The sequence below is a fragment of the Mycolicibacterium chengduense genome (assembly GCF_033741155.1).
Taxonomy (GTDB): Bacteria; Actinomycetota; Actinomycetes; order Mycobacteriales; family Mycobacteriaceae; genus Mycobacterium.
On record NZ_JAWQNH010000005.1, the window covers coordinates 590048 to 602788 of the forward strand.

General features: G+C 65.1%; 14 protein-coding genes. 9 read left to right on the forward strand and 5 right to left on the reverse strand.

All coding sequences use genetic code 11. From position 1 onward, the window contains the following. Positions 1-4 precede the first annotated feature (4 nt). The 3 genes from SBI67_RS21225 to SBI67_RS21230 are packed head-to-tail and all read left to right on the forward strand — an operon-like array spanning position 5 to position 2168. Positions 5-811, forward strand: coding sequence for an adenylate/guanylate cyclase domain-containing protein (locus SBI67_RS21225; protein ID WP_318982449.1), 807 nt, complete (start codon positions 5-7; stop codon positions 809-811). Between the two features lie 12 nt (positions 812-823). Beyond that, entirely contained in the window at positions 824-1438 is a 615-nt protein-coding gene (locus tag SBI67_RS29250; protein WP_489685568.1) for a type II CBASS E2 protein, read from the forward strand. Continuing rightward, positions 1410-2168, forward strand: a complete 759-nt coding sequence (locus tag SBI67_RS21230; RefSeq protein WP_318982450.1) for a Pycsar system effector family protein — start codon at positions 1410-1412, stop codon at positions 2166-2168. The genes SBI67_RS29250 and SBI67_RS21230 overlap by 29 nt, the downstream gene beginning before the upstream one ends. A gap of 205 nt (positions 2169-2373) precedes the next feature. Here the strand turns inward: SBI67_RS21230 and SBI67_RS21235 are convergent, their stop codons facing one another. Further along, positions 2374-2754 (reverse strand): DUF5997 family protein, encoded by a 381-nt coding sequence (locus SBI67_RS21235; RefSeq protein ID WP_318982451.1) that lies wholly within the window; start codon positions 2752-2754, stop codon positions 2374-2376. 28 nt (positions 2755-2782) lie between these two features. Here SBI67_RS21235 and SBI67_RS21240 point away from each other — a divergent pair, with 28 nt between their 5' ends. The 3 genes from SBI67_RS21240 to SBI67_RS21250 all read left to right on the forward strand — a co-directional run bounded on the left by SBI67_RS21240 (position 2783) and on the right by SBI67_RS21250 (position 5411). Next, positions 2783-3490 (forward strand): LysR family transcriptional regulator substrate-binding protein, encoded by a 708-nt coding sequence (locus tag SBI67_RS21240; RefSeq protein WP_318982452.1) that lies wholly within the window; start codon positions 2783-2785, stop codon positions 3488-3490. 144 nt (positions 3491-3634) lie between these two features. Beyond that, positions 3635-4522, forward strand: coding sequence for a phytanoyl-CoA dioxygenase family protein (locus tag SBI67_RS21245; RefSeq protein ID WP_318982453.1), 888 nt, complete (start codon positions 3635-3637; stop codon positions 4520-4522). Between the two features lie 61 nt (positions 4523-4583). Continuing rightward, positions 4584-5411, forward strand: coding sequence for a GNAT family N-acetyltransferase (locus SBI67_RS21250; protein WP_318982454.1), 828 nt, complete (start codon positions 4584-4586; stop codon positions 5409-5411). Here SBI67_RS21250 and SBI67_RS21255 read toward each other — a convergent pair. Beyond that, positions 5408-6592 (reverse strand): geranylgeranyl reductase family protein, encoded by a 1185-nt coding sequence (locus SBI67_RS21255; RefSeq protein ID WP_318982455.1) that lies wholly within the window; start codon positions 6590-6592, stop codon positions 5408-5410. The two genes, SBI67_RS21250 and SBI67_RS21255, sit on opposite strands and share 4 nt — an antisense overlap. Positions 6593-6719: 127 nt before the next feature. On the opposite strand from SBI67_RS21255, the gene SBI67_RS21260 reads away from it, so the two are divergent. The 3 genes from SBI67_RS21260 to nrdF all read left to right on the forward strand — a co-directional run bounded on the left by SBI67_RS21260 (position 6720) and on the right by nrdF (position 10106). Then, the gene (locus SBI67_RS21260) at positions 6720-7475 is read left to right on the forward strand and encodes a TetR/AcrR family transcriptional regulator (RefSeq protein ID WP_266047001.1); all 756 of its coding nucleotides are present in this window, start codon (positions 6720-6722) and stop codon (positions 7473-7475) included. Between the two features lie 80 nt (positions 7476-7555). Then, positions 7556-9028 carry a flavin-containing monooxygenase gene (locus tag SBI67_RS21265; RefSeq protein WP_318982456.1) on the forward strand — a complete coding sequence of 491 codons (1473 nt, stop codon included), beginning with the start codon at positions 7556-7558 and terminating at the stop codon, positions 9026-9028. A gap of 103 nt (positions 9029-9131) precedes the next feature. After that, complete coding sequence (gene nrdF, locus SBI67_RS21270; RefSeq protein WP_318982457.1) at positions 9132-10106, forward strand: class 1b ribonucleoside-diphosphate reductase subunit beta; 975 nt, start codon at positions 9132-9134, stop codon at positions 10104-10106. 15 nt (positions 10107-10121) lie between these two features. On the opposite strand, the gene SBI67_RS21275 is transcribed toward nrdF, so the two are convergent. The 3 genes from SBI67_RS21275 to SBI67_RS21285 all read right to left on the reverse strand — a co-directional run bounded on the left by SBI67_RS21275 (position 10122) and on the right by SBI67_RS21285 (position 12277). Then, on the reverse strand, positions 10122-10418 hold the full coding sequence (locus SBI67_RS21275) for a hypothetical protein (RefSeq protein ID WP_318982458.1): 297 nt from the start codon (positions 10416-10418) through the stop codon (positions 10122-10124). An 81-nt stretch (positions 10419-10499) separates the two neighbouring features. Then, the gene (locus SBI67_RS21280; RefSeq protein WP_318982459.1) at positions 10500-11132 is read right to left on the reverse strand and encodes an SOUL family heme-binding protein; all 633 of its coding nucleotides are present in this window, start codon (positions 11130-11132) and stop codon (positions 10500-10502) included. Between the two features lie 80 nt (positions 11133-11212). After that, complete coding sequence (locus SBI67_RS21285; protein ID WP_318982460.1) at positions 11213-12277, reverse strand: DNA topoisomerase IB; 1065 nt, start codon at positions 12275-12277, stop codon at positions 11213-11215. Positions 12278-12741: the final 464 nt, after the last annotated feature.

A 12741-nucleotide genomic window follows, 5' to 3' on the forward strand; every position in this document is an offset into this window, starting at 1 on the left:
AGAAATGATCGAGTACGACACCAAGCAGTTCGGCGACACTGTCATGCGCGACTTCGGCAATCGACAGTTGTATGGGAAGTCCATAGTCGCTTCTGCCGGAACTGCGCTGGAAACACGATCAAAGGCGTTGGGCCATCCCGATTTCGAGGAATTAGCCATTGGCGAAAGCCGGACTGTCTCTTTAGCTGCTGTCTTTCTCGATTTGACCGACTTCACTGGCCGAACCTTCTGGGACGACCCGTCAGAAGTCGTCAATTTGGCACACGCCGTGCTCACGGGATTTGTTGAAGCGGTCAGCGCTTGGGGCGGTTACCCACTCGGTCTGCGTGGAGATGGACTCTTCGCAGGATTCGGTCCAGGCGATGCCCGTGTCGATTCTGTGTTAGCCCTGGCTGCAAGCGCATTTGTGCTCGATGCTGTTGAAAATCAGCTGAATCCTCGACTTCGTGCCGCGGGCGTACACCCGGTCAAGGCGCGTGCAGGGCTTGATTACGGCCCGATAAGCTTTGTCCGCAGTGGAATTCCAGAGCGCAGTGAGATTAATCCAATCGGCTTTGCGGCCAACTTTGCTGCAAAATGTGAGAAGAAGGCGAAGTCTTGGGAGATTGTAATCGGCGAAGGTATCGCTGAACAGCTGCCGGACGCGACGTCGTTCAACGAACATAATGACTCCCCGAAGGAATACGACCGCGATTACGAGCGTAAGTATTACCGCTTCTATAACTACCACTGGCGGAGAACTCTCGCGTTTATCCCGGGGGCAGTCCAGCAGATCAATGGCAATCCGACTACCAGTATTGCAATCAATTAGGCGGCAACAACTATGACTATCCCAGAACTTCTACATCACCACGGTGTCCACGTACCGCGATACGTTACTGTCAACGGGCGCATCATCTTTGACGGGGTCACAAGTACGGCAACGGGTTTCGAGCACTCGACATTCGGTCGTGTCACCCCGATTTCCAATCATTCTTTCCACGGCGGCACTGCTGAAGAGGTAGACGAGCCGGGCCGGCCGAAGAGGTGGTGGTCAGATGCCGCGAACGTCGATCGCCACTTGCGGGCGGTTGGAGAGGCGTTCCCCAATTTCGTCTACCTGCCGGCGGAGGGCGACCTGGGTCCCTGTTGGGGAGGCGTTATCGACACAGGTAGAGGAAAATTCAATACGTTGGTGATGACTCGACGAGACCAGGGATTGCCTCGGGTAGTAGTTCCGAGCCCGAAGTTGGGGGTCAATGCGGGTAAGCGGTGGATTCCGTCGCCCCACCTGTACCTCAACGGAAATCTGTGCGTCGCATCCGAAAGCGATTGGCAATCAGAGCAACACACGGCCGCTACCGCTATAGGGTGGGCCGCTCATTGGCTAGGTGCCTACACGGAGTGGCGGTTTACCAGACAATGGCCGGTTGCTGGAGTTCGAACCGTTGCGGCGTAGCCGCTGGCGCTGGAAGCCCGGTCCAAACGAGCTGCTGTGCCAGACCGCGTCGGAATCCCTCGCCGATGCGAAGTTTGCGATTCAGGAGTCTGGCAATTGGATCAAGAACGCCGACACCAAGAGCACCGTTGTAGCTGCTGCGACCGGTGTCGTAGCCAGCGCTTCAGCTTCAAACGCAGATGCAGTTCATCGCGCCTTTGAGAGCGGCAAGCTCGGTAGCGCAACTGCACTTTTGGTGATGCTGATTATTACCTACGTTGTCAGCCTGTTCGTCACCGTAACTCACCTCTACCTCGCCCTCTCGCCCCGCACTGAGGCGACTGGTGGTTCGAATCGATTCGCATGGACCAGTGTTGCCTCCGGTGCGGTGCCCGAGATTCCTGAAAGTTCCTGGTCGTCCGTCCAATCCGAAGCCTGGCAGCAGAATCTGATGCTGTGTCGTATCGCCGATAGGAAGTTCCGGGCCTTTAAAAAGGCTTTAAAATGGTTCGGCGCTAGCCTATTTGCGGCAATCTTTATTACTTGTGTTTCAACCTGGGCCACCGCAGAAACCACCGTGTCAGCGCCCGGCTCAACGTCTCCACCTCAGCCACTAACGTCGGTGGCGACCCCCACGTCGGTGGCGACCCCCACGTCGGTGGCGACCCCCACGTCGGTGGCGACCCCCACGTCGGCGCCAACGTTCACGGCAATTCCTGGGCCAGCTGGCAATGGGTCGAGAGCTCCCTGACGACACCGGATCTAGGAGCAAACGAGTGCGGCCCAATCACGGTTGTTCAACGGCTGGATTGTGGTCTCGATCTGGGAGACCGAATCGCGACGACCCGCCAGGGTCGGTTGGATTGCAGCTGCCTTACTCGATCAACGTCTGCGACGACTCGTCGATTCAGACGTGAGAGCGTTGGTTTCGCGAATTCTTCGCTCTCAGTTCTGGATCAACGGGATTTGTGAGCGCGCGCGGCCTTGACGCGCCGCTCCTCGGCCAGCACGTTCTGGTAGCTCTCCCGCTCGGCGACCAGCCAGTCGGGCATCTCCTCGAGTAGCGCATCGATCTGCTCGGTGGTCAGCGCGTCGGTGACGCCGCCGCGCGCCAGGCCGGCGATCGAGACGCCCAGCTTGGCGGCGACGAGGTTCTTGGGGTGCGGCCCGTCCTTGCGCAAGTCCTTGAGCCACTGCGGCGGATCCTCCTGCAGCGCGGCCAGTTCGGCGCGGGTGATCGCGTTCTGCTGGAACTCCGCCGGCGTCGCGGGCAAGTACACGTCCAGCTTCTTCGCCGCGGTGGCCGGTTTCATCGACTGCGCGTTGGGCCTGCTCATGGGAGAAGCCTATCGGTAGCCTGATCGCGTGACCCAGACCTCGCTCACCCTCGGGTACGTCCCCGGGGCGACGCCGGCGAAATGGGCCAGGAACTGGGCGCAGCGCCACCCCGAGACGCCGCTGAACCTGCAAGTGGTCGCGGCGGCGGAAGCGGCCGACGCGGTGCGGGCCGGGGCCGTCGACGTGGCGGTGCTCCGGTTGCCTGCCGACACGTCGGGGCTGGCGGTCATCTCGCTCTACGAGGAGACCACGGTGGCGGTGGTGCCGACCGATCATCTGCTCAGTGCCGCCGACGAGATCACCGCCACCGACCTCGACGGCGAGCCGGTGCTGGTGCCGCTCGACGACGTCCTCGCCTGGGCCGACGCGCCGGGCGTCGCGGTCGAGTACCGGCCCGAAACCACCGAGGCCGCAATCGAACTGGTTGCCGCCGGGATGGGCGCGCTCATCGTCCCGCAGTCGCTGGCGCGCCTGCATCACCGTAAGGACCTGACCTACCGGCCGATCGCCGGAGCGCCGCCCTGTCCGGTGGTGCTCACGGTGCCGGAAGGCCCGCAGGCGCCACTGGTCGAGGAGTTCGTCGGCGTCGTGCGGGGCCGCAAGCCGGGATCCTCACGCGGGCAGGCTGAGCCGGCCCCCAAGCGCACCGCCAGGGAGAAGACCTTGGCCAAGCAGGCGGCGCGCGCCGCGGCGGGCAAGGTCGCCGGTAAGCCGACCAAGCGTGGCCGGCGCTGACCCTTCTCGAGTGTGGGGGCTGTGTACGCAGTGCCGCGGATTCGCGTGCACAGGGCCCACACTGGCGCGCCGGCCGGGCAGCCGTAACGGATGCGTGACGCCGTTTTACCTGGTCAACACACATGCTCCGCGATACTCGACAGCATGACCGCGCTCAACCACGTTCCGGCCACCACCTCGGCGGCCGAACTCGCCGACCATCTCCGCGGGGACGGCTATGTAATCGTCGACGAGTTGGTGCCGAACTCGTTGATGGACACCATCACCGTCGAGCTGGCGCCGTACCTGGACGCGACACCGATGGGCTACAACGCGATGATCGGCCGCAAGACCCGGCGCACGGGTGCGCTCGTCGCCCGGTCCCCGGCCTGCCGCGAGCTGATCCAGCACCCGTCGATCCTCGGCGTCTGCAAGGACTTCCTCGGCCACGCCAGCGCCTTCCAGCTGATGCTGACCCAGGTCATCTCCATCGAGCCCGGCGAATCGGATCAGGCGCTGCATCGTGACCAGAACGCTTTCGACTTCTACCCGTTCCCCGACGACTACCACGTGCAGTGCAACACGCTGTGGGCGATGACCGACTACACCGCCGAGATGGGCGCCACCCGGGTGGTGCCGGGAAGCCAAGTCGGTGACAAGAAGCCCACCGACTATGCCGACGACGAGTGCCTGCAGGCCGAGATGGCGCGCGGTTCGGTGCTGCTCTACTCCGGCAAGATCGTGCACAGCGGTGCCGCCAATCGCAGCGACAAGGTGCGCCGCGCCATCAACGTCAACTACTGCGTCGGGTGGGTCCGCCAGGAGGAGAACCAATTCCTTTCCGTACCACCAGAAGTCGCGCGTACCCTCGACGACGACCTGCTCAAGCTCATCGGCTACCAGGAAGGCGCGTGGGCGATGGGTTACTTCCGGGATTTCGAGGATCCGCTGCGCGCGGTCCGTGGCGACGCGGTCGGATACGGTTTCGACGCCGCCAAACTCACCGGTAGCGCCGGCGCTGCCTATACAGACCAATTGACGCACAGCGAGTGACGCCGCCGGCGCCGGCGAAATTCGGTGGCGCCGCACGACGAATCCGTCCACCCTGGGAAGCATGGACGTGACCCTGCACCGCACCCGGGACGAGTTCGCCCCGGTCGCCCGGTCGGTCTATCTACCGGACCCGGTGACCTTCACGGTGGAACTGACGACCCTGCGCATGCCGGTATCCGATGACGGCCAGCTCATGGTGTCGGTCACCGATGGCCTCACGGTCGGCGCCGCCGTTCAGCTCGGCGACGGGGCCCTGCTGACCAGCGGCCTGCCGCCGACCTGCGTGGCGGACGTGGCCGGCGCGCTCACGGGGGTCGAGTCGGGGTTGCCGAGCGTGCGTGGAACACGGGACAGCACAACGCCATTCGCGGCGGCATGGAGTGACGTCGCCGGCATGAACGCCGAGCTGACCGATGTGGAGCCGCTGTACCGGCTGTCGGCGTTGGCGGCGCCGGTCGGTGTACCCGGAGAGAGCCGGCTGGCCGTCGGACGTGAGGTGGATCTGCTCGTCGAGTGGCTGGACGCCTTCTTCGTCGAGGCCTTCGGCGCACCGTCGGACCACGACGCCAGACGGGCCTACTTGCACCAGATCGCCGCCGTCGACAGCGACATCGTGCTGTGGACCGTCGGCGGCACACCGGTGAGCATGGTGCGGGTGCATGCGCCGCTGGCCGGTGTGTCGCGGATCGGCCCGGTCTTCACCCCGGCCGGGCACCGCGGGCACGGATACGCGGCGGCGGCGACGGCGGCCGGTGCCAGGCACGCGCACGCGCGCGGCGCCGACGAGGTCGTGCTGTTCGCCGACGCGACCAACCAGGGTGCCAACAGGATCTACCAGCGCATCGGGTTCGTCGCCGTCGGCGAACACGTGCACTACGCGTTCAGCTAGACCTTGTGGTGCGCGGGCCCCTGCGCCTTCCTGTACAGCGTCTTGAGCAGCCGGTCCCGGAACGCCGCGTTGTCGATCAGCTTGATACCGGCCTCGGCGATCTTCGGGTTCCCGATCAGCTTGTGCATGTAGCGCCCGCGCCGGTACTCCCTGCCCCACGCGGCTTCCATCCGCTGCGCATAGTTGGTGAAGTCGTCGGGACCACCGTTCTGCAACGCCGCGATGGCGCATTCGCCTGCAGCCAAACCGGATTCGAGGGCCTTGGAGATACCGGCACCGGACGCCGGCTTACCGGCACCCAGTGAATCACCGGTGAACAGCACACCGGGACGCCACGGCGGCCAGGCGGTGAAGCCCATCGGCAATCGCCAAGCCCGCACGCTCTTGTTCTTCTTCAACTCCTCGATCGGCGGCAGTTCCCAATCGTGTGGCAGTGACCGCAGGAACTCGCCGAGGAACTGGGTGGCGTTGATCGACTGCCAGTTCTTGTAGCTGTTGACGTAGCCCAATCCGATGTTGAAGACACCGTTGCCCATCGGGAACACCCACCCGTAGCCGGGTAGCTGATCGCCCTGGAACAGCAGCTTCAAGTAGATGTCCATGCTGTCGCCGTCGGGACGGTTGGCGGGCATCTCCGAGCGGATCGCGATCGCCGAGTAGCCGTTGTACTCGGAATCCAGTTTCAGCGCCCGCTTGATGGGGGAGTAGGCCCCGTCGGCCGCGATGACGGCATCCCCGAGCACTTTTTCACCGCTCTTGAGCACCACACCCACCACCCGGCCGTCGGCGTCGAATTCCGGGCCGGCGACCTCGGCGCCCTGACGGACCTCGGCGCCCGCAGATTCGGCGTGCTTGAGCAGCTTCAGGTCCAGGTCGGTGCGGCTGGCGGTGTGCCCGTGATCGGGCATACCGGGGCGGCGGGGGAACGACAGCTCCCACGCGCTCGGGCTGTACACCGTGACCCGGTTGATCCGGTGGTACTTGGCCACCTCGTCGGCCAGGCCCATCTTCTGCAGGTAACTGACCGCGCGCGCGGTCAGGCCGTCGCCACAGGGTTTGTCCCGGGGAAAGTCCGCCTTGTCCAGGACGATCACCCGTGCCCCCGTCTGGGCGGCCTGCCAGGCAGCCGCTGATCCAGACGGGCCTCCGCCCGCGATGACCAGGTCGTATCGGGCCGTCATTCTCCGCCTCGTTGAAAGGGATGGTGTTCGGTTGATGGTACCCAAGACATTCGTAGCCGGTGTGGCGGTGGATGACGCACCGAGCGGTCATGGCAGGTCAGGGGCGGCGAGCCGGTACAGTATGTGAGTGCGCAGACCATCTCTTCCCTCCATACCGCTGCCCGGTGGGCAACCGGGCGTGAAGGTCGATGCGCGCAGCGAGCGGTGGCGTGAGCATCGCAAGAAGGTGCGCGCGGAGATCATCGACGCGGCCTTCCGCGCAATCGACCGGCTCGGCCCCAACGTCAGCGTTCGCGAGATCGCCGAGGAAGCCGGCACCGCCAAGCCGAAGATCTACCGGCACTTCACCGACAAATCCGACATGTTCGCCCAGATCGGCGAGCGGATGCGCGACATGCTGTGGGCAGCGGTCATCCCGTCGATCAATATCGAGACCGACACCGCCCGGCAGATCATCGGCCGGGCCGTGGAGCACTACGTGGAGCTGGTGGACCAGCACCCGAACGTGGTGCGGTTCCTGCTGCAGGGCCGCTTCGCCGACCAGTCAGCGGCGGCGATGACGACGGTCAACCGCGGGCGGGACATCACCCTGGCGATCGCCGAGATGGTCAGCGGCGAGCTCAAGGACATGGACCTGGACCCAGCGGTCTTCGAATTGGCCGCATTCGCCCTGTTCGGGACCGCCGCTTCGGCCACAGACTGGTGGCTGGGCGGCAGCGAGGACGGTGCCCGCCGGATGCCGATGGACCAGTTCGTCGCCCATATGACCACGATCATGATGGGTGCGGTGAACGGCACCGGCGAGTTGATGGGTGTGGCGATCGACCCGGACCAGCCGGTCAGTAAGGCCGTCAAGCGCCAACAGGCGGACCTGGGCGCCTGAGCTGCGGCTGTTGCCTTCGGGGGCGCACAGTCTGGATACTGGATATCCGGTACCGCCGTTCCCGGGAAAGGCCGTGAGCTATGTCCGCCGTCGTCACCCGCGCGTTGATCATCGGGTCCGGGTTCTCCGGTCTCGGGATGGGCATCGCGCTCAAGAAGCAGGGTTTCACGGACCGGGATTTCCTGATCCTGGAGAAGGCCGACGAGATCGGCGGCACCTGGCGGGACAACACCTACCCGGGCTGCGCGTGCGATATCCCGTCGCACATGTACTCGTTCTCCTTCGAACCGAAGCCGGACTGGAGCCACATGTGGTCGTTCCAGCCGGAGATCTTCGACTACCTCAAGCACGTCACCGACAAGTACGGCCTGCGCCGCAACATCCGGTTCAACACCCATGTCGACCGCGCGCACTGGGATGAACAGGATTCCCGCTGGCACGTCTTCGACAAGTCCGGGCAGGAGTTCGTCGCGCAGTTCCTGATCTCCGGGGCCGGCGGCCTGCACATCCCGTCGATCCCCGAGATCGAGGGCGCCGACACATTCGCGGGGGCGATGTTCCACTCGGCTCAGTGGGACCACGACGTGGACATCACCGGCAAACGGGTGGCCGTGATCGGCACCGGCGCCAGCGCCATCCAGATCGTCCCGGCGATCATCGACCAGGTGTCCGGGCTCGATTTGTACCAGCGCACCCCGGCCTGGGTGATGCCGCGGCCGAATAACGCCTTCCCGCAATGGATGCGGCGGATGTTCACCTATGTTCCGGGCGCCCGGGCGCTGATGCGGGCGGCCATCTACTGGATCCACGAGGGGGTCGGGTTCGCCATGACGCGGCAGCCGCGGCTGCTCAAGATCGGTGAGCTGCTGGGCCGCTGGAACATCAACCGCAGCATCAAAGATCCCGACCTGCGCCGCAAGCTCACCCCGAGTTACACCGCGGGATGCAAACGAATCCTGAACTCCGACACCTACTATCGCGCCATCGCGAACCCCAAGACACAGGTGATCACGGACGGGATCGCCAGGCTCACCCCGACCGGGATCGTCACCGGCGACGGCGCCGAGCACCCGGTCGACGTGATCGTGTGGGCCACCGGCTTCCATGTCACCGACTCCTACACCTACGTCGACATCAAGGGCGCCGGTGGTGAAGACCTGGTGGACCGGTGGAATGCCGAGGGCATCCAAGCCCACCGCGGCATCGCCGTGGCCGGTATGCCGAACCTGTTCTTCCTGCTCGGCCCGAACACCGCGCTGGGACACAACTCGGTGGTCTTCATGATCGAATCGCAGATCCGCTACGTCGCGCAGGCGATCGCGGCCGCCGACGCCGCGGGCGCCAAGGCGCTGGCCCCGACGCGGCGGGCCCAGGACGACTTCAACGCGCAGCTGCAGCACGATCTGGCCGGCACGGTGTTCAGCACCGGAGGTTGCCACAGCTGGTACATGGACGCCCATGGGGTGAATCGCACCTTGTGGAGCGGCATGACCTGGCAGTACTGGCTGTCCACCCGGCAGTTCCACCCGGCCGAGTACGAGTTCACGGCCTGACCGACGCGACACGAAAACACAATCTGTGGGGCTCCGGCGTGTTGTCGGCCCCCAGTTGTAGTGTCGTGACAGCCACACACCACGCACCGAATTGGGGTCTGAGATGTCCGACGGAATAAAGCTGATCGACCGTGTCTCGGCCATCAACTGGAACCGCGTCCAGGATGAGAAGGACGCCGAGGTGTGGGACCGGTTGACCGGCAACTTCTGGTTGCCGGAGAAGGTCCCGGTGTCCAACGACATCCCGTCCTGGGGCACCCTGACCGACGCCGAGAAACAGCTCACCATGCGGGTGTTCACCGGGCTGACCCTGCTGGACACCATCCAGGGCACCGTCGGCGCGGTCAGCCTTATCCCCGATGCGCTGACCCCGCACGAGGAAGCCGTCTACACCAACATCGCCTTCATGGAGTCGGTGCACGCCAAGAGCTACAGCAACATCTTCTCCACGCTGTGCTCCACCGCCGAGATCGACGAGGCGTTCCGCTGGTCGGAGGAGAACCCGAACCTGCAGCGCAAGGCGCAGATCGTGATGGACTTCTACCGCGGCGACGACCCGCTCAAGCGCAAGGTGGCCTCGACGCTGCTGGAGAGCTTCCTGTTCTACTCCGGTTTCTACCTGCCGATGTACTGGTCCAGCCGGGCCAAGCTGACCAACACCGCCGACATGATCCGGCTGATCATCCGCGACGAAGCCGTGCACGGCTACTACATCGGCTACAAGTACCAGCGCGGGCTGGCCCTGGTGGACGAGGCCGAGCGCCAAGAGCTCAAGGATTACACCTATGAGCTGCTCTTTGAGCTCTACGACAACGAGACCGAGTACACCCAGGATCTCTACGATTCCGTCGGCCTGACCGAGGACGTCAAGAAGTTCCTGCGCTACAACGCCAACAAGGCCCTGATGAACCTGGGTTATGAGGCGCTGTTCCCCAAGGACGAAACCGACGTGAACCCGGCGATCCTGTCGGCGTTGAGCCCCAACGCCGACGAGAACCACGACTTCTTCTCCGGCTCGGGCTCGTCGTATGTGATCGGGAAGGCCGTGGTCACCGAGGACGAGGACTGGGACTTCTGAGCCCGGCCTGACGGGCTAGATGCACCACTGGCCCAGGCAGACGGCGCCCGGGGGCTGCCAGCCGCCGTTCCAGCCGGCAGGCCCCCACGGGCCCTCGTTCGGGTTCCAACCGCGCGGCGGCCCCCAGCCGGGCCGGCCCCAACCGTGATCGTGATCGCCCCAGCCCGGTCCGGGTGGGGGCGGACCCCAGGCCGGGACCGGACCGGTTGTCGCGGCAGGTGCGGCCGCGGCCGTCCCCGCCCCGATGCCCACCGCTGCTGCTGTCAATCCACCGGCGATCGCGACTCCGGCGATCAGTTTGTGTGCGTTCATATCTGAAACGATAGTTAGCGAATATAATTATCAGCTATGTGTCGGCTCTGAATCGGCACAGCCGGGTTGACGCAGCGGCTCTCACGCCACGGGGATGGCCACCTCGTTACGACGGCGGAAGGGCAGCGTCCACGGCGGGTCGAAGAACCACGCGATGGGTTCGCCGGCGGCCTCGAACCCGTTTTCCCGCAGAATCTCCCGCAATCTGGCCGTCTGTTCGGCCACTCGGCGGGCGTCGTAGCCGCCGCTGAACCGCAGGACGGCGTACTTCTGCGGCGGGACCGTCACCAGCTCGACGCGCGGGTCGTCGGGCTTGGGCAGCGTGTCCATGGTCCATTCGGCGGGCATGAAGAAGCGGATCACCCACTCGTCGTCATCGCCCTGCTGAGCAACCGGGGCCGTCATGGCGATCTTCGTGCCGCGAGACCGTCCCGTCTGCACCGCAACGGGCGCGGTCATCGCGATGCTGCGCCCGCCGTCGTTGGCCCCGAAGATATAGGCGGCCACCCGCCGAAAGCCGGTCGACCGGGCCCGGTCCTCCGATTCGCCCGACACCTTGGTCTGCGCCGCGATGCGCTCCCCGTAGTGGCGTATCTGCACTCCTCGTGCCAACTCCACCGCGTTGAACTTCGGCTCTTCCAGTCCGATTCTGATCCCGGCCACGGATCCCACCGTCTCCACCACCTGCTTGGCGATGGTCTGCACACCCGGCATACCTTGTCCTCTCCCCGGTGCGACGGTCGTCGCTCGCGTCGTAAGGCATTCGGAGCGCACGGCGCGTCGGATGGCGACGCTCATGCCGCCGTCGGCATCGGCGCACCTTGGGGCCGTCGTGACGCGGCATTGCCCTTGTCCACCTTGAGGATGAGGTTACGCGTGGCCTTCTCCAGAACCGCTTGTGCACCAACGGAATCGTCGATCCGCGCAGCGCGGCGCACTCCCGCGCCGATGGTCAAGCCCTGCTCGTAGCCGGCGATCACCCGAGGGTCGACATAGGAACCGCGCGCCACGGCAGGCGTATTGCCCAACGACTCGGCAACCTCCTTCATCACGGCCGCCTCGACGCGTTTGACCACCCGCTTGGAGACCGGCGGATCGGCGTCGGCGAAAGCGACCGCGGCCAGCACCGTGCCGTGCCAGGTGCGCAGGTCCTTCACACTGAACTCCGAACCGACGAGTTCCTTGAACCGCGCGTTGAGATCATCGGATCGAATATCGGCCCAGCCGGAAGCGGCCCGGCACACCAGCAGTCGCTCGCTCCGGTAGCCACGGCGCAACAACGCCTTGACGGCCCGCGCCACCTCCGGATCGGCCAACTCCAGTCGCCGCTGGACACCGCTCTTGGCCGGGTAGTCGAAGGACACCGCGTCGCCACGAACACTGACGTGCTCGCACAACAACGTTGCCAGGCCGTACGATTCGTTCTCCTCGGCGTACTGCTCGCCACCCGCGCGGAAATACCCCTGGTCCAGTAGATGCAGCGCCAGGGCCAGCACGCGGTCGCGGCCCAGGCCCTTGCCGCCGAGATCGGCGGCGACCTTGGCGCGCCAGTCCGGCAACTGGGTGGACATCTCCAGCACCCGGTCGAACTTCTCCTCGGCTCGCTCTTGCTGCCATTGCGGGTGATACAGGTATTGTCGCCGGCCCGCCGCATCGGTGCCGACGGCCTGAACATGGCCGTTCGGGAACGGGCAGATCCACACCTTCTTCCAGGCCGGCGGAATCACCAAGGCCTTGATCCGCTCGATCGTGGCGTCGTCATTCAGCAACGAACCATCCGGGCCGTAGTAGGCGAATCCCTTTCCCCGCCGATTCCGGCTGATCCCGGGAGCCGAGAGTGCACTCCGCCGCAGTCGCATGACCTCTTCCTCACCCGGTGTGTTGTGTTGCCGGATTACCCCGGCGGTGCGGGCCTTACACCTGGCGGCAAAGCGGTTTGCGCACCGAGCGAACGGGGCATTCTGACGCAGGTCAGGGCGAGGAGGGACGGTCATGACAGCACCTGTGTCGGGCGCCGTAGCGGGCACCGTGAAGAGCAATGTCGTCGACCTTGCGTCCCGACGGGCGCGGCACCATCTGCGCTCAATCGTGGTGGCCTCCCGGCGGCACGCGGCGCAGAATCCGGAGCGACCCTGCCTGGTGCTGCCGTTCCGACCCCGTCCCGCGCTTTCTCAGCAACTTCACGGCATTCGTTGAAGATCCTCCTCCATTGGGCGAGCAACCTCAATGGTGACGGATGCACGACCCGTACAGGAGGACACCATGGCAGCGACCGCGATTTCCGAGACCAACATCGTCGAACTCGCACCGCGACGCGCCCGGC

What these genes read in the sequence shown, in the direction of transcription:
- SBI67_RS21280 (WP_318982459.1), bottom strand. Translation starts at nt 11,132, where the DNA reads ATGCCGGGTGTGCAGACCATCGCCAAGCAGGTGGTGGAGACGGTGGGA.
- SBI67_RS21285 (WP_318982460.1), bottom strand. Translation starts at nt 12,277, where the DNA reads ATGCGACTGCGGCGGAGTGCACTCTCGGCTCCCGGGATCAGCCGGAAT.
- SBI67_RS21245 (WP_318982453.1), top strand. Translation starts at nt 3,635, where the DNA reads ATGACCGCGCTCAACCACGTTCCGGCCACCACCTCGGCGGCCGAACTC.
- SBI67_RS21250 (WP_318982454.1), top strand. Translation starts at nt 4,584, where the DNA reads ATGGACGTGACCCTGCACCGCACCCGGGACGAGTTCGCCCCGGTCGCC.
- SBI67_RS21235 (WP_318982451.1), bottom strand. Translation starts at nt 2,754, where the DNA reads ATGAGCAGGCCCAACGCGCAGTCGATGAAACCGGCCACCGCGGCGAAG.
- nrdF (WP_318982457.1), top strand. Translation starts at nt 9,132, where the DNA reads ATGTCCGACGGAATAAAGCTGATCGACCGTGTCTCGGCCATCAACTGG.
- SBI67_RS29250 (WP_489685568.1), top strand. Translation starts at nt 824, where the DNA reads ATGACTATCCCAGAACTTCTACATCACCACGGTGTCCACGTACCGCGA.
- SBI67_RS21275 (WP_318982458.1), bottom strand. Translation starts at nt 10,418, where the DNA reads ATGAACGCACACAAACTGATCGCCGGAGTCGCGATCGCCGGTGGATTG.
- SBI67_RS21225 (WP_318982449.1), top strand. Translation starts at nt 5, where the DNA reads ATGATCGAGTACGACACCAAGCAGTTCGGCGACACTGTCATGCGCGAC.
- SBI67_RS21265 (WP_318982456.1), top strand. Translation starts at nt 7,556, where the DNA reads ATGTCCGCCGTCGTCACCCGCGCGTTGATCATCGGGTCCGGGTTCTCC.
- SBI67_RS21255 (WP_318982455.1), bottom strand. Translation starts at nt 6,592, where the DNA reads ATGACGGCCCGATACGACCTGGTCATCGCGGGCGGAGGCCCGTCTGGA.